Origin of the sequence: Erwinia rhapontici (genome assembly GCF_020683125.1) — a bacterium.
Lineage (GTDB): Bacteria > Pseudomonadota > Gammaproteobacteria > Enterobacterales > Enterobacteriaceae > Erwinia > Erwinia rhapontici.
In genome coordinates, this window is sequence record NZ_CP085627.1 from 2340752 (window position 1) to 2364753 (window position 24002).

Annotated in this window: 20 protein-coding genes; 7 read left to right on the forward strand and 13 right to left on the reverse strand. The window is 54.6% G+C overall.

All coding sequences use genetic code 11. The annotated features are described in order from the left end of the window. Positions 1–6 precede the first annotated feature (6 nt). From pdeR to LJN55_RS11055, 4 genes are all read right to left on the reverse strand, one after another. Positions 7–1998, reverse strand: coding sequence for a cyclic di-GMP phosphodiesterase (gene pdeR, locus LJN55_RS11040; protein ID WP_227536245.1), 1992 nt, complete (start codon positions 1996–1998; stop codon positions 7–9). A 253-nt stretch (positions 1999–2251) separates the two neighbouring features. After that, entirely contained in the window at positions 2252–4318 is a 2067-nt protein-coding gene (locus tag LJN55_RS11045; protein ID WP_227536246.1) for a carbon starvation CstA family protein, read from the reverse strand. Positions 4319–4499: 181 nt separating this feature from the next. Then, positions 4500–6443, reverse strand: coding sequence for an exoribonuclease II (locus tag LJN55_RS11050; RefSeq protein WP_227536247.1), 1944 nt, complete (start codon positions 6441–6443; stop codon positions 4500–4502). A 123-nt stretch (positions 6444–6566) separates the two neighbouring features. Continuing rightward, positions 6567–8873, reverse strand: a complete 2307-nt coding sequence (locus tag LJN55_RS11055) for an FdhF/YdeP family oxidoreductase (RefSeq protein ID WP_227536248.1) — start codon at positions 8871–8873, stop codon at positions 6567–6569. A gap of 240 nt (positions 8874–9113) precedes the next feature. On the opposite strand from LJN55_RS11055, the gene LJN55_RS11060 reads away from it, so the two are divergent. The 3 genes from LJN55_RS11060 to LJN55_RS11070 all read left to right on the forward strand — a co-directional run bounded on the left by LJN55_RS11060 (position 9114) and on the right by LJN55_RS11070 (position 12519). Continuing rightward, complete coding sequence (locus LJN55_RS11060) at positions 9114–10703, forward strand: PTS transporter subunit EIIC (protein WP_227536249.1); 1590 nt, start codon at positions 9114–9116, stop codon at positions 10701–10703. Positions 10704–10887: 184 nt separating this feature from the next. After that, positions 10888–11610: a YnfC family lipoprotein gene (locus LJN55_RS11065; RefSeq protein ID WP_227536250.1), complete on the forward strand. Its 723-nt coding sequence runs from the start codon at positions 10888–10890 to the stop codon at positions 11608–11610. A 12-nt stretch (positions 11611–11622) separates the two neighbouring features. Further along, the gene (locus LJN55_RS11070) at positions 11623–12519 is read left to right on the forward strand and encodes a LysR family transcriptional regulator (protein WP_133845068.1); all 897 of its coding nucleotides are present in this window, start codon (positions 11623–11625) and stop codon (positions 12517–12519) included. A gap of 2 nt (positions 12520–12521) precedes the next feature. On the opposite strand, the gene LJN55_RS11075 is transcribed toward LJN55_RS11070, so the two are convergent. The 9 genes from LJN55_RS11075 to pspF all read right to left on the reverse strand — a co-directional run bounded on the left by LJN55_RS11075 (position 12522) and on the right by pspF (position 22205). Further along, entirely contained in the window at positions 12522–13670 is a 1149-nt protein-coding gene (locus LJN55_RS11075; protein ID WP_133845066.1) for a CMD domain-containing protein, read from the reverse strand. Positions 13671–13954: 284 nt separating this feature from the next. Beyond that, positions 13955–14761, reverse strand: coding sequence for a putrescine export ABC transporter ATP-binding protein SapF (gene sapF / locus LJN55_RS11080; RefSeq protein ID WP_133845064.1), 807 nt, complete (start codon positions 14759–14761; stop codon positions 13955–13957). Further along, positions 14761–15753 carry a putrescine export ABC transporter ATP-binding protein SapD gene (gene sapD, locus LJN55_RS11085; RefSeq protein ID WP_133845062.1) on the reverse strand — a complete coding sequence of 331 codons (993 nt, stop codon included), beginning with the start codon at positions 15751–15753 and terminating at the stop codon, positions 14761–14763. Before sapD ends, sapF begins: the two co-directional genes overlap by 1 nt. After that, complete coding sequence (gene sapC / locus LJN55_RS11090) at positions 15753–16643, reverse strand: putrescine export ABC transporter permease SapC (RefSeq protein WP_133845060.1); 891 nt, start codon at positions 16641–16643, stop codon at positions 15753–15755. Before sapC ends, sapD begins: the two co-directional genes overlap by 1 nt. A gap of 415 nt (positions 16644–17058) precedes the next feature. Further along, positions 17059–17517: a putative T6SS immunity periplasmic lipoprotein gene (locus LJN55_RS11095; RefSeq protein ID WP_227536251.1), complete on the reverse strand. Its 459-nt coding sequence runs from the start codon at positions 17515–17517 to the stop codon at positions 17059–17061. After that, positions 17514–18038 (reverse strand): type IV secretion protein Rhs, encoded by a 525-nt coding sequence (locus LJN55_RS11100; protein WP_227536252.1) that lies wholly within the window; start codon positions 18036–18038, stop codon positions 17514–17516. Before LJN55_RS11100 ends, LJN55_RS11095 begins: the two co-directional genes overlap by 4 nt. 274 nt (positions 18039–18312) lie before the next feature. Continuing rightward, complete coding sequence (sapB, locus tag LJN55_RS11105) at positions 18313–19278, reverse strand: putrescine export ABC transporter permease SapB (protein ID WP_159337165.1); 966 nt, start codon at positions 19276–19278, stop codon at positions 18313–18315. Next, positions 19275–20903, reverse strand: coding sequence for an ABC transporter substrate-binding protein SapA (gene sapA / locus LJN55_RS11110; protein WP_227536253.1), 1629 nt, complete (start codon positions 20901–20903; stop codon positions 19275–19277). The genes sapB and sapA overlap by 4 nt, the downstream gene beginning before the upstream one ends. Before the next feature lie 306 nt (positions 20904–21209). After that, positions 21210–22205, reverse strand: a complete 996-nt coding sequence (pspF, locus tag LJN55_RS11115; protein WP_133845038.1) for a phage shock protein operon transcriptional activator — start codon at positions 22203–22205, stop codon at positions 21210–21212. Between the two features lie 160 nt (positions 22206–22365). Here pspF and pspA point away from each other — a divergent pair, with 160 nt between their 5' ends. The 4 genes from pspA to pspD are packed head-to-tail and all read left to right on the forward strand — an operon-like array spanning position 22366 to position 23901. Next, complete coding sequence (gene pspA / locus LJN55_RS11120; protein ID WP_227536254.1) at positions 22366–23031, forward strand: phage shock protein PspA; 666 nt, start codon at positions 22366–22368, stop codon at positions 23029–23031. 56 nt (positions 23032–23087) lie between these two features. Continuing rightward, positions 23088–23315: an envelope stress response membrane protein PspB gene (pspB, locus tag LJN55_RS11125; protein ID WP_133845034.1), complete on the forward strand. Its 228-nt coding sequence runs from the start codon at positions 23088–23090 to the stop codon at positions 23313–23315. After that, positions 23312–23659: an envelope stress response membrane protein PspC gene (gene pspC, locus LJN55_RS11130; RefSeq protein ID WP_227536255.1), complete on the forward strand. Its 348-nt coding sequence runs from the start codon at positions 23312–23314 to the stop codon at positions 23657–23659. Before pspB ends, pspC begins: the two co-directional genes overlap by 4 nt. A gap of 29 nt (positions 23660–23688) precedes the next feature. Then, complete coding sequence (gene pspD, locus LJN55_RS11135; protein ID WP_227536256.1) at positions 23689–23901, forward strand: phage shock protein PspD; 213 nt, start codon at positions 23689–23691, stop codon at positions 23899–23901. Positions 23902–24002: the final 101 nt, after the last annotated feature.

Consider the following 24002-nt stretch of genomic DNA (forward strand, 5'->3'; position numbering starts at 1 on the left):
TCGTTCTCAGGAAGCCGTAATGGCATGATGCCGCGTAAGCCAGTGCTCGAGTTCTTCAGCGGGCATTGGCTTCGCATACAGGAACCCCTGACGGGTATCCACACCGTTCGCCATCACAAACTCCGCTTCTTCTTCCGTCTCAATCCCTTCCGCGATCACCTGCAAGTTCAGCGCCTTAGCAACGGCAACAATCGCCCTGACCAGTGACTGAGAGACTACCTGCTGGTTTACGCCACGGATAAAGCTCTGGTCGAGCTTAATCGCATCAATCGGCACGCGTGCCAGCTGTGACAACGATGAATAACCCGTACCGAAATCATCCAGATGTACGGCTGCACCCAGTTTCTGAAACTGTTTCATTAATGCCAGCGCCTGCTCCTCATTCTCAATCAGGCAGCTTTCGGTCAGCTCAATATCAATCGGGCAGACCTCCAGTCCGGCTTGATCCAGGGCGAGTTTCAGGTCGGTATAGATACTTTGGTCAATCAGCTGGCGCGGCGACACATTCACCGCCACCCGCAGGTCAATGCCCTGTTTGCGCCAGCGTATAATTTGCTCCAGCGCGCTCAATATCACCCAGCGTCCCAGCGGGATGATCAATCCTGACTCTTCGGCATAGGCAATAAAACTGTCCGGCGGTACCAGCCCACGCTCTGGGGACATCCAGCGTACCAGCGCTTCCACACTGGTGACCGTGCCATCGGCATTCACTTTCGGCTGATAGTGGAGCACCAACTGATGATGTTCCAGCGCCTTGCGCAGGTTGGTGTCGAGCCAGAGATATTCAAACACCCGTTGATTCATTTCGGCTGAGAAAATGCAGAATTTACCGCGCCCGTTCTCTTTCGCTGTGTACATCGCCGTATCAGCATTGCGGATCAGGCTTTCACGATCTTCGCCATGCTGCGGAGCAAGGGCAATGCCCACGGAGCATCCGGAGTAAACCTCAATCAGCCCGATACGGAACGGCTGCTTCAGGCGCTCAAGAATACGCGACGACATCGCTTCTAATGCGGCCTGGCTGGTGTCTTCGGCCAGCACAATAAACTCATCGCCACCCAGGCGCGCCAGCGTCTGATCTTTATCAAGGCAGCTCAAAATCGCCAGAGAAACCGCCTGTAACAGCTGGTCGCCGAACATGTGCCCGTAGGCATCATTCACTTTTTTGAAATTGTCGAGATCAAGGTAGACCACGCCAATCTGCTGGTTAGCACGTTTTTCCAGTGCTTCAGTGATTTCGTGATTGATGGCATTGCGATTCGGCAGGCCGGTAATGGTATCGGTATTGGCCAGCACGCGCAGACGCTCCTGGGCTCGGCGCTCTTCGGTAATATCCGTGCCGGAGCAAATCAGGTAGATCTCATTTTTTCCGCTGCCGCTATGGACGAATTTATTGCGGAACAGGAACAAACGCTGACCTTTCTTCGTCTTGATCCAACGCTCGACTTCATAGGAGCTGCCTTCACGGAAAAACATGCTGATATTACGCCGTGAGGCCGCCGCTTCCTGGCGTGACATAAACAGCTGAAACACATTACGGCCGATCACTTCTTGTTCTTTGAGGCCGGTGTACTCTTCACTCAGGCGGTTAAAGCGCTGGATATGACCTTGCTGATCGACGATGACAATGACGGAATTGGCTTCAGATACCACCTGTTCTGCAAATGACAGACCCAGCACCAGATCGCGCGCGACCGAGGAAGTGTCTCCCCATGCTGACGCGGTCCCCGCCCAGGCAATCTGGGAGACTTTCCTGCCGACCAGATGCATGGACAGTGCATTACCGTACAACGTGATGGTGAGATTCACGCTGGTGGTGATCACCGTCATGCTGCGCAACAGGCTGGCTTGCGGGGGAGTGAGCGGGACGGCAATGTTGGTTTCGCCCCCTTCGTCTTCGGCAAAATGCAGCGCATCGCTGTCGGAGGATAAACGCCAATGAGGGCTGCTGGTGCCAAAATATGCATACAGTAGCGTCTGCCCTTGTTCATCGGTCATTTTTATCTCCCTTGGTGCTACTTTGCAGGTGGTATCTTCTTATTTTAGCAACAGTATTCGGCAAGCAGCAGAATCACAAGCTACGAAGACAATATATTTTTTTGCTGAGAATTGATATGCAGCATAAAATCCCCCGACATGGCGGTCGGGGGGGCAGATTAGCAGGATAATTTGACTAAGGTGACCCTTTTGTCGGGAAAATATCCTTCAAGATAGTTGCGTTTAAAACCCTTTACTGTCAGCCGCTTACTCATCAGATATTGACTTTTTCATCGCGCAGTACGACCGGACTTTCACGAACGGTAGGTAGATCGCTGTGCAATGCGCGTCGGATGGCAAAGCATGCCGCCACCAGCATAGTGATGGCCACCAGCATAAAGAAGGCACACAGCCCGGCATTGATCTGGTTACTGATCACGATAGTCTGCATATCCGCCACGGTTTTCGCCGGGGCAATAACGATCCCCTGGTCGATACCCTTGCTGAACTTTTTCGCCTGGGCCAGGAACCCAATGGCGGGTTTTTCATGGAAAATCTTCTGCCATCCTGCCGTCATTGAGGTAATAAATAACCAGACGGTGGGCACAATCGTGACCCAGGCGTAACGTTGCTTCTTCATTTTAAACAGCACCACGGTGCCGAGGATCAGCGCCATGGACGCCAGCATCTGGTTACCGATACCAAACAGCGGCCAGAGCGTATTAATGCCGCCAAGCGGATCGATGACGCCCTGATAGACGAAGAACCCCCAGCCTGCAACGGCCACCGCGGTGCCGATAATATTGCCTACCCAGGAACGATTATTCGCCAGCGAAGGCACCACCGTACCTGCCAGGTCCTGCACCATAAAACGACAGGCGCGCGTACCGGCATCGACGGCGGTCAGGATAAACAGCGCTTCAAACAGGATGGCAAAGTGATACCAGAAGGCCATCATCGCCCGACTGTTAAAGACCTCGGTAATGATATGCGCCATGCCCACCGCAAAGGTGGGTGCGCCACCTGCGCGCGACAGCACTGACATCTCTCCGACATCACGGGCGATGGCGGTTAACACCTCCGGTGTAACAACAAACCCCCAGCTGTTGATCGCCTGACTGGCACTTTCGACGGTGGTGCCAATCAGCGCCGCCGGGGCGTTCATCGCAAAGTAGACACCGGGGTCGATCACGGAGGCACAGATCAACGCCATGATGGCGACGAAAGACTCCATCAGCATGGCGCCGTAGCCGATCATGCGGATGTGGCTTTCTCGCTCCACCAGCTTCGGCGTGGTGCCGCTGGAGACCAGCGCATGGAACCCAGAGATTGCCCCACAGGCGATAGTGATAAACAGGAACGGGAACAGTCCCCCTGAGAACACCGGGCCGCTACCATCGATGAATTTGGTCACTGCCGGCATTTTCATCTCCGGCATGGCAAAAACGATGCCAACGGCCAGACCGACAATCACGCCGATTTTCAGGAAGGTGGACAGATAGTCACGCGGTGCCAGCAGCAGCCAGACGGGAAGCACAGAGGCAACAAACCCGTAAATCACCAGTACCAGAGTCAGCGTGGTGCCTTTTAGCGTAAAGAAAGGCCCCCAGTATGGATGCAGAGCGATATCCCCGCCGTAGATAATCGCGGCCATCATCAGCACAAAGCCAATCAGCGACACTTCAGCGATTTTTCCTGGCCGCAGGAAGCGCATATACACGCCCATAAACAGCGCGATAGGCAAGGTGGCCGCCAGCGTAAACAGACCCCAGGGGCTGTTGGTCAACGCCTTGACCACCACCAGCGCCAGCGCCGAGAGAATAATAATCATCACCCCCAGTGCGCCCAGCATGGTGATCACCCCGGCGAAGGCGCCCAGTTCCTGTTTCGCCATTTCACCCAGTGAACGGCCATCACGGCGGGTGGAAATAAACAGGATCAGGAAGTCCTGCACGGCACCCGCCAGCATCACCCCAATCAGGATCCACAGCGTGCCGGGCAGAAAGCCCATTTGTGCCGCCAGCACCGGGCCGACGAGTGGGCCAGCCCCGGCAATGGCAGCGAAGTGGTGGCCGAACAGCACCCATTTGTTGGTGGGAACATAATCCAGACCGTCATTGTGACGCTCAGCGGGCGTCATGCGACGGTCATCCAGTTCGAAAATACGACGGGCAATAAACAGGCTGTAAAAGCGATAAGCAATGCTGTAACAGGCGACGGCGGCCACCACCAGCCATAGCGCGTTCACGGGTTCGCCCCGGTTAAGCGCCAGCATGGCGAAAGCCACAGCACCTGCTAACGCCACCAGTAACCAGATCAATCCGGCTTTGACGTTCTTCATCACGTAACTCCTTGTCAGATCCATTAAGAAGAGGGACAAGTTAACCGTAATGTAAAAAAGTGTTAATGACAGGCGGTAAGTAAAGAAGTGTGAGGCGCAGGCGATTTTTTCGTTTCAGAAGGGGAAGGGCAATAACAGAGGAAAATACGGGATAGCCAACAGGCTATCCCGTTGAAGACAATCAGACAACCGGACGGGCAACGACGCTGCGGGTTTCCATACGCACTTCGGCGATGGTCACGTCAATCAGGTCGGTGACGCGGTAAGCCACATCGCCTTTGATCTGCACGGTGCCATTCTCGTTGCTGCACACCAGCTCATCACGCACCGCGTGGATGAACGGGGCAGGGATAAAGGCAACCGCACCATTTTCCTGAAGACGTACACGCATACCGCCACGGGAAACATCGATCACTTCCGCGCTGAAACGCTGGTCAGTACCGACCGATTTCTGCAGGAAACGCGAGTACAACCAGTCTCCGACATCGCGCTCTGCCATACGGTTCTGACGGCGGCGTTCGCCCATCTTCACCGTGACGTCATCCGCAGGGCGGCTGGCCGCTTCCCCTTTGATGATCGCTTTCAGCAGGCGGTGGTTCACCATATCGCCATACTTACGGATCGGAGAGGTCCAGGTTGCGTAGGCATCCAGACCAAGGCCGAAGTGTGGGCCTGGTGTGGTGCTGACTTCAGCAAATGACTGGAAGCGACGAATACGGCTGTCGAGGAACTGAGTCGGCAGTGTATCCAGCTCGCGGCGCAGCGTGCGGAAACCTTCCAGCGTGGCAATGGCTGCGGGATCTGCCGTCACACCGTGGTTCGCCAGAACGGCGGCAGCCTGCTCGGCATTCACGTCGTCGAAACCAAGGTGCACGTTGTAGATCCCGAAGCCCAGCTTATCGCGCAGCACGGCAGCCGCGCAGATGTTGGCCAGGATCATCGATTCTTCAACGATGCGGTTAGCAATGCGACGATGCTCGGCAATGATATCCAGCACTTCGCCTTTCTCGCCTAACAGGAAGCGGAAGTCAGGGCGGTCTTTGAACACCAGCGCATGTGTCTGACGCCATTCGCTGCGCGCCTGGCACAGACGGTGCAGCAGACTAATCTGTTGTGCAATGGCGTCGCTTTCCGGCTGCCATTCACTGGTACCGTTAGTTTCCAGCCAGTCAGAGACATTGTCGTACGCCAGCTTGGATTTAGATTCAATCCAGGCCGCGAAGAATTGAATGTCATCTCCCGGTGTGCCGTCAGCGGCGATAGTCACGCGGCAGGCCAGCACAGGACGTCGCTCATTCGGACGCAGCGAACAGATGTCATCAGACAGCTCGCGCGGCAGCATCGGAATGTTAAAACCAGGCAGGTAGTTAGTGAACGAGCGCTCAGCGGCAACCGCATCGAGTTTGCTCCCCGCGGGCACATAGGCCGTGGGATCGGCAATCGCAATGGTCAGTTTCAGCGCGCCATCGGCGGCATCTTCCACATACAGCGCATCGTCCATATCTTCGGTGCTGGCGCTGTCGATGGTCACGAAGGTTAGGGCAGTGAGGTCTTCACGCTCCAGTTGCTCGTCCAGCATCTCTTCCGGCGTTGCCACATCCGGTGCTTCACGCTCCAGATTATGGCGAGACAGCGTCACCCACCACGGTGCCAGATGGTCATCCGCAGTGGTAATAAATTCGGTCAGTTCGGCATAGAAACTGCGATCGCCTTTGAGCGGATGACGGCGCATCTCAGCCACTGCCCAGTCACCGGCCTGGAAGTCATGCTTCACATTACGGTCAGGGCGGCACTGAATGGCGTCTCTCAGCAGCGGATGATCAGGCACAATCGACAGGCGATCGTCTTTCTTCTGAACACGGCCAACAAAACGGGTCAGGAAAGGTTCAATCAGCGTTTCAGGGTCGGCAACTTCACGATCCTTGTCGGTCTGAATCACGGCGCTAACGCGGTCACCATGCATGACTTTTTTCATAAACGGTGGCGGAATAAAGTAGCTTTTCTGTGCATCGACTTCCAGGAAGCCGAAACCTTTTTCCGTGCCTTTTACCACACCCTCAACACGCGGCGTTTGGGAGTGGAGTTTCTCTTTTAGCTGCGCGAGCAGCGGGTTATCCTGGAACATAATTTCAACGTTTTCGTGGCCTAAGAGCGGCAGACAGTTTTACGCGATTAACCGCTCCACGGCAAGTAAAAAGCCTTTTCTGACGTGGTGGTGGGCGGCCATTTTTGCGGCCGCCCGGGTCTGTCAGGCGATACGTCTTCCGGCCACAACAAGTGACAGACTGATCTTCACCGGCACAGACTTCGAGGTGGGCGTTCCGCTGCCGTCACCAAAACTGGAAAGCGGCACCAGCGGATTGGTTTCGGGATAATAGGCGGCCAGATTCCCACGCGGAATGGCATAGGGCACCAGCTTAAACCCGCTGACTTTACGGGTAATACCATCATTCCACAGCGTTTCGATATCGACGTTATCTCCGGCGGCGTAGCCCATGTTGTCCATGTCTTCCGGGTTGATAAACAGCACTTCACGCTGGCCGTAAACGCCACGATAACGGTCATCCAGCCCGTAAATGGTGGTGTTGTACTGGTCATGAGAACGCAGCGTTTGCAGCGTGAACGGCACTTCAACATCGAGCGCCGGGAACAGCGAGGTCGGCAGGGAGGCCGCGCTGAACTGAGCTTTTTCATGCAGCGTATTAAAACGCAGTTCAGCCGCCGCGTTGCCTAAATAGAATCCGCCTTTCAGATCGCATTTGGCATTGAAATCGCTGAAACCGGGCAGCGTTGCCGCAATATGATCACGAATGATATTGTAATCGTCCGCCATTCCGAGCCAGTCCACTTTCTCGCTGCCCAGTACTGCATGAGCAATGTTAGCCACGATCCAGGTTTCAGAACGCTGGGTATCGGCTATCGGTTTACCCACACCTTCTGACGCATGCACCATGCTGAAGGAGTCTTCGACGGTAATAAACTGCGGGCCACTGGCCTGAATATCCTGCTCGGTACGGCCAATCGTCGGCAGGATCAGGGCATCAATCGCGCCAGGGCACAGATGGCTGCGGTTGAGCTTGGTGCTGATCTGCACCGTCAGACCGCAGCGTTTCAGGGCTTCTTCGGTACGCGGGCTGTCCGGAGCGGCCGCAGCCAGGTTGCCCCCGAGGGCAATCAACACCTTGATTTCATCACGCAGCATCGCTTCCAGCGCCTGTACCGTGTTGTGCCCGACGTTGCGCGGTGGCTCGAAGTCAAAATGCTGCCCCAGACTATCGAGAAACGCCTGAGACGGCTTTTCATCGATGCCCATCGTACGGTTACCCTGCACATTACTGTGGCCACGTACCGGGCAAAGGCCTGCGCCTTTTTTACCTAACTGCCCGAACAACAGTTGCAGGTTGACGATCTCGCGCACGGTATCGACAGAATGTTTGTGCTGGGTGATACCCATCGCCCACGTACAAATCACGCGTTCGGCGCTTTGGTAAATCGCTGCCGCTTCACGGATCTGCTGTTCGCTGAGACCGGACTGACTGACAATCTGTGACCACTCCGTGGCATCCACGGCGGCAAGATAAGCCTCCAGACCTTCCGTTTTGGCATTGATAAACATCTCATCGAACAGGCCTTTCTCACCCGCCGCGATCAATGCACGATGGTTCTCAGCCAGCACTTTGACCATGCCGCGCACGGCGGCCATATCCCCGCCGAGGTTCGGCTGGTAATAGGTTGAGCTGATTTTACCTGCCATGCTGGTGACCACTTCCAGCGGTTTTTGCGGATCGGCAAAACGTTCCAGCCCGCGTTCGCGCAGCGTGTTGAACGTGACGATTTTAGCACCGTGGTCGGCCGCGTGACGCAGGCTGTGCAGCATGCGCGGATGGTTGGTACCCGGGTTCTGCCCGAAGACAAAGATGGCGTCCGCATGGTCAAAATCGTCCAGACGGATGGTGCCTTTCCCCACGCCAATGCTGCGCTTCAGCCCGACACCACTGGCTTCATGGCACATGTTCGAGCAGTCAGGAAAGTTGTTACTGCCGTTCATGCGGCCGAACAGTTGATACAACCAGGAGGCTTCATTACTGGCGCGTCCTGAGGTGTAAAGCTCCATACGGTCGGGATGATCCATCGCCTTAATATGGCGGGCGATCAGGGCAAATGCCGCGTCCCAGCTAATCGGTTCATAGTGGTCAGTGGCGCGGTTATAGCGCAGCGGCTCGGTCAGACGTCCCTGGTATTCGAGGAAGTAATCGCTCTGGTGATACAGGGCTGCAACACTGTACTGGGCAAAGAAGTCAGCGCCGATATGGCGGGGGGTGGCTTCCCAGGTCACGGCTTTGGCGCCGTTCTCGCAGAAGCTGAAGGTGCTTTTGTTGTCATCACCCCAGGCACAACCCGGGCAGTCGAAGCCCTTTGCCTTATTCATACGCATCAAATTGCGCATGTTTTTTAACACTTGTTTGCTGTCGAAGACGAAACGGGTGGTGGCTTCCAGTGAACCCCAGCCGCCCGCAGCGGCCTGGTATGGCTTAATCGCTTCTTTAAATTTCATAATGTCGCAGGCTTATGTTGAATAGTTGTTAAAAAATTATTGCTTCTTTTTGGCGATTTTGCGATCCGAGCGAAGAATTGTCTAATTGATTGCAGAGATGGTGCGATAGGTCGTGTTTATCGCGATAAGTCTGGAAATGTGACGTTGGTCAAAGATTGTCCGTTGAATATCCCCATTAAGGCAGCATCCCCCGACATGCAACGCATACTTAGCCCGTGATAATGACAGCGGGAGAGACGGATGAAAGCGTTTGCCAGTAAAATCCATGCCTTCGGTAAAGCTCTGATGATGCCGATTTCGGTGATTGCCGCCGCCGGTATTTTCTTAGGCGTTGCGGCCGCGTTGCAGAACCCGGTGATCACCGGGGATGCCTTTGCCAGCTTGCAAATACCGCAGCTGATCATTGGGTTTATCCGCAAAGTGGCGGGGGCGCTGTTTGCTAACCTGCCGCTGTTCTTTGCTGTAGCCAGCGCCATTGGCCTGGCGAAAGCAGAAAAACCCACGGCGGCCTTTGCCTCGGTGATTGGTTTTATCGCCATGCACGTCGGCATCAGCGCCACCCTGGCAGCGCGGGGGCTGACGGCCGCCACCACTACCGCAGCGGCCTTGCAGCAGCAGGGGATGGATCAAACTACGGCGATGATGACCTCCGCGGAATTTATTCCCATGCTGGGCATCTTCACTTACAACATGAGCGTGCTGGGTGGGGTGATTGCCGGGCTGGTGACGGTAATGATTCATAACCGCTTTTACACCACCGAGCTACCGACGGCGATCAGCTTTTTTGGCGGGCGACGCTTTGTCCCGATTGTCACTGTGCTGGTGCTGCCGCTGGTCGGCGTCTTGCTGGCGCTCATCTGGCCGACAATCGGTGCCGGGATTGCCTGGGTCGGCGAACTGATTGGTGAGAGCGGACAGTACGGTGCGTTTCTCTACGGCACCAGCGAACGGTTGCTGATCCCCACCGGGTTGCACCATATCCTCAATGAAACGGTGCGTTTTACGCCGATTGGCGGCATTGCCACGGTCGACGGGCAGACCATTGTCGGTGCACTGAATATCTTTAATACCTCGCTGACGCACCCGGGTTCCGTACCGGATACCACGGTGCAGGACGCTACACGTTTTCTGGCGCAGGGAAAAATTCCGGTGATGATGTTCGGCCTGCCCGCCGCCGCGCTGGCGATGTATCACTGTGCGCGTCCCGAGCATAAGCAGCGGGTGAAAGCGCTGGTGCTGGCCGGGGCGCTGACCTCCTTTACCACCGGAATTACGGAGCCGCTGGAGTTTTGCTTCATCTTTGTTTCCCCGGTGCTTTACCTATTTCATGCCTTGCTGAGCGGCCTCTCCTTTATGCTGATGTCATTGCTGCATCTGATGATTGGCAATGTGCAGGGGGGCGCTATCGATCTGGTGGTCTTCGGCATTCTGGGGGGCAGTAAAACCGCCTGGTGGTGGAGCGTGGCGCTGGGGCTGATCTATATCCCGATCTACTATTACGGTTTTCGCTTCGTCATTCTGCGGATGCGCGTGGAAACACCGGGGCGAGAGTCAGAAGAGGCACCTCAGGCCGCTAAGGTGACGGGGGATGAACGCACCCGCATTATTATCAGCGGGCTGGGCGGTGAGGCCAATATAGAGGATGTTGATTGCTGCTTTACCCGCCTGCGGGTGAGGGTTAAACAGATGAATGAGGTGGTCGATCATACCTTGATGAGCACCGGTGCCAATGGCATCAACCGCGTCAGCGACCACGATGTTCAGGTGATTTATGGGCCGCAGGTAGAAAAAATTGCCAATGAAGTGAAAAGTGCGTTGGGTCTGGCCTGAATGGCCCGGTATGATAGCGCCTGAATAAAGGCGCTAAGTTGCCGATAAAACTCAATATACCCTAAATAATTCGCATTGCAGGACAAAAACGTTACTCGTTTTTGAACAGCACTTGTGCTGGCCCCAAAGGGGCGCGCCCAACGCATCTGCAATGCGAATTGTGACGGGTAAGGACCCACGTTGCATGGACAAGATTAAAACGACGATAGCCTTGCTGTTGCCGGTGCTGCTTCTTGCGGGCTGTAAAAAAGAAGAAGATGAAGGCATTTCATTAAAAATCAAAAACCTGTCTTTCCTTTATCAGTTTGAGGCTATTCCCGGAAAGATAAAAAGCACCCATCAGACCATTTTTGATGCCAACGGCGAGAAACGTTACGACGGGGTATTTAATTTTGATAAGGACGGCTGCGTCACGGATTTTGATGTCACCAACCTCGACGTCGGTAATATCAGCGTGCGTCGGGAAAAAAACCAGCTGGTCGGCGAAGAGAATGGAAAACCCGTTGTCCTGACGTTGGATAGCAAATGCAACGTGCAGTCCAAAACCAGCGGCAACTTCACCATCGATATTCGTTACAACGATAGCGGGCTTATTTCCGGGCTTTCTTCTACACAGTCTGACTATCGCGTTGAACTGACGTATGACTCTCTGGGGCGTCTGGTTGCTCAGCATGCGTTTAGCGGCGATCGCCCGATCTCGGAAGGGGTGCAGAAATATGCCTCGGATGCCGGTGATAAACCCTCCGATGCCGTGACCATCAGCAAAACTGCTGAAGGCACCAGGGAAACCACTACTCGTTGCGATTATCAGCAGGGCGTGCCCGTGACCTGTCGCTTCACCCTCAAAACCACGCCGGGCGACAAGGTGGTTGAACGCCATGCGCAGCTGGCCACGACGTTTTACTAAAGCGTAAATATTATGGATATCAAACAGCTCATCTATCTGTGTAATCTAGAGCGCGAGCGCCACTTTGGTCGCGCCGCCGAGGCCAGCTTTGTCAGCCAGCCTACGCTGTCGATGCGCCTGAAAAACCTGGAACGTGAGCTGGGACTGTCGCTGATTAACCGCAGCAATAACTTTGATGGTTTTACACCGGAAGGGGAACGCGTGCTGTCCTGGGCGCGGGAAATTGTCTCGGTGTATCAGGGGCTCAAGCTGGAGGTGGAGTCACTCAAACACGGCGTTAATGGAACGCTGCGTATTGGTGTGGTGCCGCAGTGCAGTATTTCCCTGCCAGTGATGCTGAAGGCGATCGGCGATCGTTACCCGCAGCTCGACTATCGTGTGGCCGTACTCAGTGCCGACCAGCTGCTGGATGCGCTGAACAGTCATACCGTGGATGTAGGAATTGGCTTCTTTGAGCTGGCTACACTGCGTGAGCTGCATTTCCAGGCGGAAACCCTGGACGATAACGGCATTGAGCTGCTTTATCATCCGCAGCATTTTCCTCAGTTACAGGGCGATGAGCCGCTGATACTGAAAGAAGTGGCCGCGCTACCGCTCTGCCTCGCTGAACAGACGCGCTATTTCCGCCGCTATATTGACGGGCACTTTCGTGATGCGGGGCTGACCCTGCGTGTGGTGCTGGAAACCACATCCGTCTTTCAACTGCTACAGGGTGTTCAGGTCGGGCTGGGATGTATGGTGTCGCCGGTCGGGCATCTGATTGACGGCATGACCAGCGGGTTGCAACGCCGCCGGGTGGCGATGCCGCCTATGTCCCGACAGGGGGCTGTGGTCATTGCTGAACCAGGGCGTGCTACGCCGCTGGCCCAGCATTTCTTTGATGAAGTCCGGCGCTGGTTAAAGGACTAGCGTTATTCGCCGTTAATGCCCAATCCCTGCATCAGCCGGTTACCCCAGCTGGCTGCCGCCACACTCAAAATGATATCGAATATCTGCGCACTGTTCAGACCCGCGTCTTTCAGCGGCTGAATATGGGCGGCATTCACTCTTTCTGGTGAACGTGTCAGCTGTGCTGCCAGTGAAATCACCGCCTGTTGCAGGGTATCCGCTACGCTCACAGCCTGTTCCACGCTCTCCTGTAATGCCGTCCGCCATTCGCTGCCTGCGGCATAACGTTCAAAACAGCTCACGCTGCCGTTGATACGTGAAGTGACTGCCGCAGCCAGCGAGGAATCGTTGCTGCTGCGTGCCGCCTCCAGCTGGTTGATCAGACGGCCCCAGCCATACAGTGCTTTGCCATCATGGGCAAACAGCCATGCGCCTGTTTCAAGTTCGGCCAGTGGCTGGCAGAAGGTGAGCGCTTCCAGCTGTTCCGGCGCTGCGTAGCGTAACTCCAGCGGCGGCAGCGCAGGGCGCCAGAGGAGGGAATTCAGGAAGTTTTCGCTGGCGGCATCCGGTGGAATGGTCACGCCGGGCATCCAGCGTACGGGCAGCGCCATCAGGGCATGAACCCCGGCGACAACGCGTGCCTGATAACTCACAAAACCGATAATCTGACCGAGCGTGATAATATCCGGCGCGCTCAGGCCGACATCGTCAAGCCGCTGCACGGAGAGGGCATCAATCAGTGTTGGCTGGCTGGCAAGCTGGCGTGCATATTCGGTGATTTGTGTCAGGCGATGATTGCTCTCACGTGATGAGTCTGGCCCCGGAAGCGGATTGAGGCGTGCAGCATAGTGATTGCAAAGACGTTGCACCCCGGTCACCTGCGCCACCGTCAGCGCACTGCTGAGGCGATCGTACAGTGTCAGCGTATGGCTCAGGGTTGTGGTGAGTTCCGATGGGAACAACAGTTGATAGAGATCGCGCGAAGCCAGCAGTGCGGGTTGCACCTGCTGTAATAAGGTGTTCAGTTCTCCTTCTGCCTGCTGCGCCAGACCCAGCAAAAAACGGTCTTCAATAGTGGCAGCTTCAGGCATCAGCGGTGCACGCTGGGCGGGCAGGCTGGTCTGGGTTTCATGATACCAGTGGTTGTTGCCGGTAAAGCGGCGCTGTTCCATGATCATTCCTTTTCGGGTTCAAAGGCTCGCCGGGAGGGCGCCAGGAAAAGGCACCATGACCAGCGGGCCTGAATGTCATGGGTATCCTGGCGTAAGCCGCAACACGATAGAAATAATGATCTGTACTATCAAATAGCTGAATGGCATATACCTATCTGGGTGACCGGAACTGTAGGGGCCGATCATTTTTCCGATCGGCCCGTGTTGATGATGTGCACTGTTCTGGCTGACCGGAACAGAAGGTCAGCCACTACACGTGAGGGAACAATATTTCGTGATAATACTCAGCGGTCTCTGCGCCAGGCATCAGCCGTCAGGGCTTCACCAAAATGGCTGGAGATAAGACGCTTCGTCAGGTCATGCAGCGGGCAGGCCAGCACATCGGCCGTGCTGCCGCGTTCGACAACTTCACCCTGGTGCATGACCAGCACCTTGTCGCTGATATGTTTCATCATTCCCAGATGCTGAGTGACGTAAATATAGGCGATCCCGTGTTTATCCTGCAGTTCCAGCATCAGGTTAATCAACTGAGACCGCATCGACATATCCAGCGCCGCCAGCGCCTCATCGGCAACAATCACTTTTGGCTGTAAGATCAGGGCGCGTGCCAGACCGATACGTTGCTTCTGACCGGGGGCAAGCATATGGGGGTAGTAGGAGGCGTGATCGCGCAGTAACCCGACCTGGCGCAGCGTGGCGATAATGCGTTTCTCCCGCTCGGCGGAATTCAGCTCAGTATTCAAACGCAGTGGAAAATCGAGGATCTGGCTGATGCGCTGACGCGGGTTCAGCGAGGTTGACGGGTCCTGGAAAATCATACGAATGCGCTGGCTGCGGTAACCGTAATCACCGTACTCCAGCGCATGGTCGTCAATCACGATCTCTCCGGCCGTCGGTGCGATCATGCCACTGAGCATTTTTGCCAGTGTCGACTTTCCTGAACCGTTCTCACCAATTATCGCCAGCGTCTGACGTTCCTGTAACGTGAAGCTGATCTCTTTGACCGCCTCGACGTGCTGACGTCTGAACAGACCGGTGCGGTAGCGATAGGTTTTACTCAGATTGCGCACTTCCAGCAGTGTATCAACCATTACTGACTCTCCATATTCAGCGGGAAGTGGCAGGCAAAAAGATGGCTTTTGCTGCCTGAAAGGCGCGGCGTTGCCATACAGTCTTTTTGCGCGTAAGGACAGCGTGGGCCAAGGCGGCAACCAATCGGCAGGTGTTCCAGCGAAGGAATGGTGCCTGGCAGCGTATTCAAACGACTCTTGTGCGGCAGAGAACGACCAAAATCCGGCATGGCGCGGATCAGGGCCTGAGTGTAGGGGTGGTGCGGCGCCGTAATCAACTCTTCGCTGACGGCGGTTTCAACGGTCTGTCCGCAGTACATGACGTTAATCCGATCCGCCCAGTGGCTGAGCATTTGCAGGTCATGACTGATCAGCAGAATAGTGGTGTTGTTATTCTGGTTCAGACGCGACAGCAGGCGGAAAATCTGCGCCTGCGTGGTCGGTTCCATGGCGTTGGTCGGTTCATCGGCAATCAACAGGCGCGGCTGATTGGCCAGCGCAATGGCAATCATCACTTTCTGGCATTCGCCATCTGTCAGCTCGTAAGGGAAGCTGCTCATGATGTCTTTATGATCTTTGATCCCCACGCGGTGCAGCAGCTCAATGGCACGGCGGTGGCGCCAGCCGAAGCGCTGATACCAGCGGCCTTTCCATGTCCAGCCGGGGATCGCCTGTTTTAACTGGGTGCCGATACTCTCAGATGGGTCAAGGCACGACTGCGGCTCCTGAAAAATCATCGACACATTATGGCCGACGATCTTACGCCGTTCACGCGGCGAGAGGTGCAGCAGATCGATATCATTAAAGCGCATACGGTCGGCGGTGACGCGCCAGTTGTCGTTAGTGACGCCACAAATCGCTTTGGCAATCAGACTCTTCCCCGAACCTGACTCACCCACAAGGCCGCGAACCTCGCCTTCCGTCAGCGTAATACTTACCCGATCCACGGCTTTGACCGGGCCATCGGCCGTCATAAATTCAATGGTCAGGTTACGAATATCGAGTAGCGGCATTATTCAACTCCCGCATCGATGGCACGGCGTACACCGTCACCCAGCAGGTTAACGATCAATACGCTCAACATAATGGCTGCACCGGGTAACATCACGGTCCAGGGCGCAACATAAATCAGTTCCAGCGAATCGCCCAGCATGGCGCCCCATTCTGGAGACGGCAACTGTGCGCCAAGATCGAGGAAGCCGAGAGCGGCAATATCGAGAATGGCCATCGACAGGGCGCGGGTAAACTCCGTCACCAGCAACGCCAGAATATTGGGCAGAATGGCGTACCACAGAATATCCAGACTGCTGGCCCCATCAAGGCGCGATGCCACCACATACTCTTTTTCCAGTTCGTCATGCACCGCACTGTAAATAGCGCGCACCAGACGCGGCAGGATGGCGAGGTACACCGCCAGCATGGCATGTTCCAGCCGCGGCCCGAGAAACGCGACGACGATTATCGCCAGCAGCAGAGAGGGGATCGACAGGAGTGTATCGAGCACATGATTAAGCGCCGCAGAGCGCAACCCGTGGGTCAGACCGGCCAGCACACCGAGCACCATGGCGCAGACGGAAGCCACCAGGGTGACGACAATCGCCGAGCCAACGGTGGGAGCAGCACCGCTCAGCAGGCGGCTTAACAGATCGCGGCCCAGGTCGTCGGTGCCGAGGAAGAAGGAGACATCGCCGTAATGCGACCAGGACGGCGGCAGCAACTGATAGCCGAGAAATTGCTGATCAAGCCCGTAGGGGGCGATCAGGCCGCCGAAAATGCACAGCAGCAGCACGGCGATAAACGCATAGAAGCCGATCATCGCCGTGGTGTCACGGTAAAACAGCCCCCAGGTATGACGAAGGGGGCTGGGCGGTCGCTTCTCAGCGTAAATATTATCGGTGGGCATGAGTTTTCACTTCAATTCTTCTGGGTGTGTTGTCGTCTGCTATGGTTTTTTGATTCATATCATAACCTTAGTCTGCATCATCCCTTGATCGTCTCGTCATGTCAGTTTTTTTATCTCAGGTGACCGACAATTTTTACGCTGCAGGCTGAAAAGCACAGCCAGTCACGATCAGCATAGGCGATTATCCTTCGATATCACTGTCGCAAGCAAGGGAACACCGGCAGCAATTTCGCGTCTTCGGTGGCTTCTCGTGATTTGGGTTGGGGGCGAACTTTTTTTCGGTCGACCTGTGCCGTTCACTCGACCGCTGCCGAGGGTATGCATCACTGAGCAGCAATCAAATTATGATTGATCTTCATAACCTGTTGAGTGTGATTGTTGAGATGAAAATGGCCCCGAAACAGGGCCCGGTTTTTTACTCTTTTTCGCGCATATAGTCAGCAGTAGGTACTGAGTATTCTCCTGGAGTGAAAGGCTGCGGTTCACCATCGACCATTCTGAATTCAGACACAATATAGCGACGTATCATCATTGTTTTCGTGGGTGACATTAGAGCAATGACAACGTTTATCTCACCGTATGCTGGGAATTGATAGTAATTCCTTGGGATGCAAAAATTATTTTTAGAAATGGTTAAGGCGGGTAGCTGCCTGTTGAAACCAGACATCTCGGGTGCATCTCTATTTCTGATTGCGAGGTAGTCCACATAATAATTCTCAGTATTTTTAATCTGGAAGCATAACCCATTATTCACTCTGAATGCCTCGCCGACCTCATATTGAGGTAGCTGTTCCCCTAATAACCCACACCCAGTAAGCAAAGGGAAAAACAGGGTGGTAAATAGTGATTTTTTTATTGTCATTAACGGATTCATGGGAATGCCCTTAACGTATATTTATACTGCTGCATTAACTCCTCAAAAGATAAGTCATCACAGTTAGTACATAATCTATTCATTCTCCAGTTAGTATGCCCGTTGAATTGTGTAAGGAGATAATAATCTGCAATGATTGATGCCTGCTGTTCCATACGATAGGTACTCAGTGGCCAGCTATCTAGAGCATATTTATAGGGCGCAGCCCAGCTTATCAGCCCCCTTAATTTAACATTCATACCGTGCTGAAACTGCCATACGTGAGACAGTTCATGAATGAAGGTGTGCTGATACAAAAAGTGAGCCTTTGAAAAATCAGAACTGTAATACTCTCGAAGGTACATCTCACCATTGGGTGACATTGATGCTCTTTTAAGTTGCAAACCAAAAGGCAGATAACTGCCTTTATGGATCCACACTTTAGGATAATTAATCGTGTCACGAAAAATCTCTCGCGCCATTTTAATCTCGCCCGGCGTCATCAGGCGCAGACTGCCATCCTTAGTTCCCTTATCAAACATAACTTATCCTTAATTCATCCGTGTTCAGTACCCAGCAAGCATAGCAAAACCATTTTTTGATAAAAAGTTTGTGGCGTGTAATTTGCCTGGCGCGTCACATTGCTGTCCGGCGACAGAGGCGGATGGCGTAGAAATAACAACGAAACTAACTACAAAGAGGTATATTCCGCTGCATCTGAAATGCAGTGGAATATTTAGATGGGATGGTTAAGTGTATTTAAATTCCTGTCATCGGGATATTATTAATTATTGAACCAATAAAATCCCATGTCCATTAACGCAGCGCATACCACTCTTTATGCTTCAGCGGATTGGTCATGGCGCCTAAAATATCGGAAAGCACGTTAACGGCAATCACCAGGCTGCCCACTACCATCACGCCTGCGGAAATAGCGGCATAGTCCTGTTGGCGAATGGCATTAATCAGCCAGCGCCCCAGTCCAGGCCAGCTGAATACCACTTCGGTGATCATCGCCAGCGTCAGCATGGTCGAAAATTGCAGACCCAGGCGCGGGATCACGGGTGGCAGGGCGTTATGCAGGACGTGGCGGCGAATAATGGTAAACAGTGACAACCCACGCGTGGCCGCTGCTTTCACGTAATTCTGCTCCATCACTTCACGGGTGCTGAGACGCAGCAGACGGATCACCTCCGTAGTGGGGGCAACGGCCAGCGCCGTCACTGGCAACACCATATGTTTCAGTGCGCTGATAATCATTTCATGGCGCCACGGTGAATCGGTAATCCAGGCGTCGATCAGGGCGAATCCGCTAACATGCTTTACCGGATAGAGCAGATCAAAACGACCGGACACCGGGAACCAACCGAGATTCAGTGAGAAAAACAGCGTTAACAGCAGTGCAAGCCAGAATACAGGTAATGAAAATCCGAGCAGCGCCACGGCGCTGATCGCTTTGTCCTGCCATTTGTTACGCATCACGCCTGCGGCAATCCCCAGCGGTATCCCCACCATCAGCGCCACGCTAAATGCCATAAAGCAGAGTTCCAGCGTGGCAGGGAAAACCTCGCGCAGTTGCAGATTGATCGACTGGCCGTTAATGCTGGAAACGCCAAAATCGAGCTGCAAAATCCCTTTAAACCAGAACAGCCAGGCATCCAGTAAAGACGCACCCTGCAACGGCGCGTGTGGCGTAAAGTAGCTCAGGCTGAAGCCGAGCAGCGTCAACATAAACAGCGTTACGGCAAACAGCACCAGACGGCGCAGCGTATAAATAATCACGGTGACTTCTCCTCGCCGCCATCGCGGTAAACACCGGCAAATGAGGCATTGCCAAACGGACTGAGTACCAGCCCTTTAATATCGTAGCGATAGGCCTGCAAACGCAGAGAGTAGGCCAGCGGCAGAACCGGCAGCTCCTGAGACAACATCGCCTGGGCGCGGTCATAATAATCGATGCGGTTTGCCAGTTGCTGCGACAGCAGCGCCTTGTGCAGCAATTCATCAAAGCCAGAGTGGCACCAGTGCGCATAGTTAGTCTGGGAAGCAATTGCCGCACAGCTCAGCAACGGACGGAAGAAACTGTCCGGGTCATTACTGTCCGTTGCCCAGCCGGTCAGCGTCAGGTCGTGGTTCATCTCCATAAGTCTGGCTTCCTGGAAACGGCCTTCAACCTGCACGATGGTCACGCGAACGCCAACCTGGGCGAGATCTGCCTGAATCAACTCGGCAGTCTTCATCGGGCTGGGATTCCAGGACTGTGATGCCGAGGGTACCCACAGATTGAGGTGGAGATCGTCAATGCCCAGTGCCTTAAGCTGATCGCGGGATTTTTGGGGATCGTAAGGGGTCACGCGCGCATCGGTATCATAAGCCCAGGAAGCACGCGGCAGAATCGAAGCAGCGGTTTCTGCGGTACCGTAATAAATCGACTCCATCAAACGTTCGTTATTGATCGCCAGCGCCAGTGCCTGGCGTACCTCTGGGCGATCGAGCGGGGCTTTGCGCGTATTGAATGCCAGATAGGCAATATTCATTCCCGGCCGCAGCGTCAGTCGGAGGCGTGGATCATCGCGCAGGATAGAAAGCTGGCTGGCGGCAGGGTAGGCCAGCACATCGCATTCGCCGGTGAGCAGTTTGGACAACCGCCCGGTACCGCCCGCACTCATATCAATCACCACCTGTGACATGCGCGGCTTGCCCTTCCAGTAGGCGTCGTTACGTTGCAGGCGTACATACTGCCCGGCGTGATAATCGTTCAACATAAAGGGTCCGGTGCCGACCGGTTCACGGTCCAGCTGCTCCTGACGGTCCACTTTGGTGAGTTGGTCTGCGTACTCGGCCGACAGAACTGGCGCGTAGTGTGTTGCGAGATGCCAGAGGAATGAGGCGTCCGGGCTGTTAAGACGGATTTCGACGGTGTTTTTATCGATCTTTTTCACGCTCTGCACGGCGTCAGAGAACCGGAGGCTGTCAAAATAGGGATAGCTGCCGCCGTTGACGTTATGCCACGGATGCTGGCGATTAAACACCCGCTCAAAGCTGAACACCACATCATCAGCGTTCATGGTACGGGTTGGCGTGAACCATGCAGTATGCTGGAAGGGCACTTTTTGGCGCAGATGGAAACGGTAGGTCGCGCCGTCGTCCAGCACTTCCCAGCTTTCAGCCAGCTCCGGCATCAGCCGATAGGTGTAAGGATCAACATCGAGCAGGCGATCGTAAAGCTGGGCGGCGAGGGTATCCACCACCAGCCCACTACTGGCCATCTGCGGATTAAACGTATTCATTACGCCATTGACGCAATACACGAAGCCACTCTGGCGAATATCACCAGGCGTGGATGACCATACAGGGGTACTCAGCGCGCTAAGGCTGAGAAGCAAAATCGAGAATAATTTGCGCATAACTCTTCTGAAAATTCAGGCAATAAACAGAGTGTACCGCACTCGGAGGCTGCACCCAAAGTTTGCGAGGGCGAGGGGAAGAAAAATGCCCACAAGCCGTTAAGGGGTGTTAATAATAAGCCTGAACTTGTTATGGAAATGAGAAAGGTTCTCAACAAAGTGCTTTACAGATCGGCTTGAGAATGATTATTATTCCCCTGCGCTTCAACGGTGGCTCTACCGTGGAAGAGCACGACATTGCTCACATTGCTTCCAGTATTTTTAGCCCGCCTTGAGCGGGCTTTTTTTTGCCTGATTTCCCGGGCCTCAATCTTCACTGACACTGATATCATGCTTCTTTAACATGGCGCGCAGCTGATGATAGGTCACGCCCAGCAGCTCGGCAGCCCGGCGTTGATTAAAGCGAGCCTGAGTCAGCGCTTTTTCTACCAGCATTTTTTCCTGTTGATACTGCCAGTGACGTAAATCAAGCGGCAGGGCGGGCAGCGCATCATCACCCTGTGGTTCTGTCGTGACGGCAGGTTCCACACGCTGGAAGGGGTTAAGAATTATGTTGTCGAGCGGATCCTCGATGCTGGCATGGCGATAGACCGATCGCTCCACCACGTTTTTCAGCTCACGTACGTTACCCGGCCAGCCATAGCCCAGCAGGCGTTGCTCCGCTGCCGGGGTAAAACCCGGAAACAGCGCCAGGCCCAATTCGCGGCACATCTGGATGGCAAAGTGCTGTGCCATCACCAGGATGTCGCTACGGCGTTCGCGCAGCGGAGGCAGCTGCACCACATCAAACGCCAGCCTGTCGAGAAGATCGGCGCGGAATTTTCCCTCACGGGCCAGCAGCGGCAGATCGTCATTGGTGGCGCACACCAGCCGCACGCTGACCTGCAACGGCTGACTACCGCCAACGCGTTCCAGTTGGCCGTATTCAATGACACGCAGTAATTTCTCCTGCACCAGCATCGGCGCCGTTGCCAGTTCATCAAGAAACAACGTGCCGCCATCGGCACGTTCAAAGCGCCCCAGATGGCGCTTTTGCGCGCCGGTAAAGGCGCCTGCTTCATGGCCGAACAGTTCTGAGTCCAGCAGGTTTTCATTCAGTGCGGCGCAGTTCAGCGAAATAAACGGCCCCTGCCAGCGGTCAGAGAGGTAGTGCAGACGGCTGGCAATCAACTCTTTACCTGTGCCGCGTTCGCCGATGACCAGCACGGGCTTATTTAGCGGTGCCAGACGGGAAACCTGCTCCAGCACATCAATAAAGTTATTCGACTCGCCAAGCAGGGTATCAGGATTTTCACTCATCATTAATTTCACCAGGTGTTAGTGATAAAAACCACTTTAGTCGCTGCATGTCATCCTGTAAAGCGATGCACTCATTGAAAATCAATAAGATAAAAACTGGCACGCCTTTTGAATAGTATTATGCAGCAAGAACAACAGACACTAACTCAAGAGGATTTTGATTATGGGTATTTTTTCCCGCTTTGCCGACATCGTGAATGCCAATATCAACTCGCTGCTGGAGAAAGCGGAAGATCCGCAGAAGCTGGTGCGCCTGATGATTCAGGAGATGGAAGATACGCTGGTTGAAGTTCGCTCCACCTCAGCCCGCGCGCTGGCAGAGAAGAAACAGCTGCTGCGCCGTATTGATCAGGCTGAAAGCCAGCAGGCAGAATGGCAGGAGAAAGCCGAACTGGCCCTGCGTAAAGATAAAGACGATCTCGCCCGCGCTGCGCTGATGGAAAAACAGAAACTCACCGACCTGACCGCCTCATTGCAGCAGGAGGCCAGCCAGGTTGAAGAGAGCCTGACCCGCATGAAAGGGGAAATTGGTGAACTGGAAAGCAAACTGAGCGAAACCCGCGCCCGCCAGCAGGCGCTGACGTTACGCCATCAGGCGGCCTCTTCTTCGCGTGATGTTCGCCGTCAGCTCGACAGTGGTAAAATTGATGAAGCGATGGCGCGTTTTGAATCGTTCGAACGCCGCATCGACCACATGGAAGCTGAAGCCGAAAGCCACAGTTTCGGTAAAAAGAAAACGCTGAACCAGGAGTTTGCTGAGTTACAGGCTGACGATGAAATCAGCCAGCAGCTGGCCGCGTTGAAAGCGAAAATGAATCGCAGTGAGTAACGGAACTGGCCACGGCAGTGGCCAGAACAGTTAAGCTTAACCTTCAAGGAACGTGAATGAGTGTCTTCATTATTGCCTTACCCCTGACGTTGTTTCTGCTGTTCGTCGCGCCGATCTGGCTCTGGCTGCATTACACAAAACGCCAGAACGGTGGGGCGGAACTGTCGCAGAACGAACTGCAACGGCTTCAGCAGCTGACCCAGGACGCACGCAAAATGCGTGAGCGTATTCAGGCGCTGGAAGCCATCCTCGATGCCGAGCATCCTCAATGGAGGCAGCCATGAGTCAGAAGAAACTGTACTGCATCCCTGAGCAGGGGAAGCTTAAAGGTGTCTGCGCAGGCATTGCCGACTATTTGGGTGTTCCGGTCTTACTGGTGCGTGTGATTGTTATCATGTCGCTGTTTTTCGGTTTGTTTTTACTCACCATCGTGGGCTATCTGCTGCTGGCCGCGATACTGCCGGATATGCCGCCGAGTGAGCAGGGCCGCGACAAACCACTCAGCGCACATCAGCTGCTGGATGAGCTGAGCGACGAGTTGAACGGTGGCGAGCGTGAGCTGCGCGAGGTGGAGCGTTATGTCACCTCGGAAACCTTTAGCGTGCGCAGCCGTTTCAGTCAGCTGTAATCTTCCGGTCCTTTTTCAGGAGTCATATTATGCGTCACTGGCAGCCCCATCCGCGCCTGAAAAAGGCCGGGAAATTTATTCTCATCAGCGCCATCACTTACGGTCCGGCCGGATTAAGCGGCTGGGCGGTGAAATCGGTGGCTCGCAGGCCGCTGAAGATCCTGCTGGCCTGGGCACTGGAACCGTTACTAAAACGCGTGATGCGCCGGGCCACCGCGCGCTGGGTGAAGCCCTCACCCTGAGTCAATATACCCGTCATACTTCAAGTTGCATGTGCGTTGGCTTCACTCAGTCACCCGAATCACATACTCGAGTAAGCTCATCGGGCCGCTTTCATGCAGCT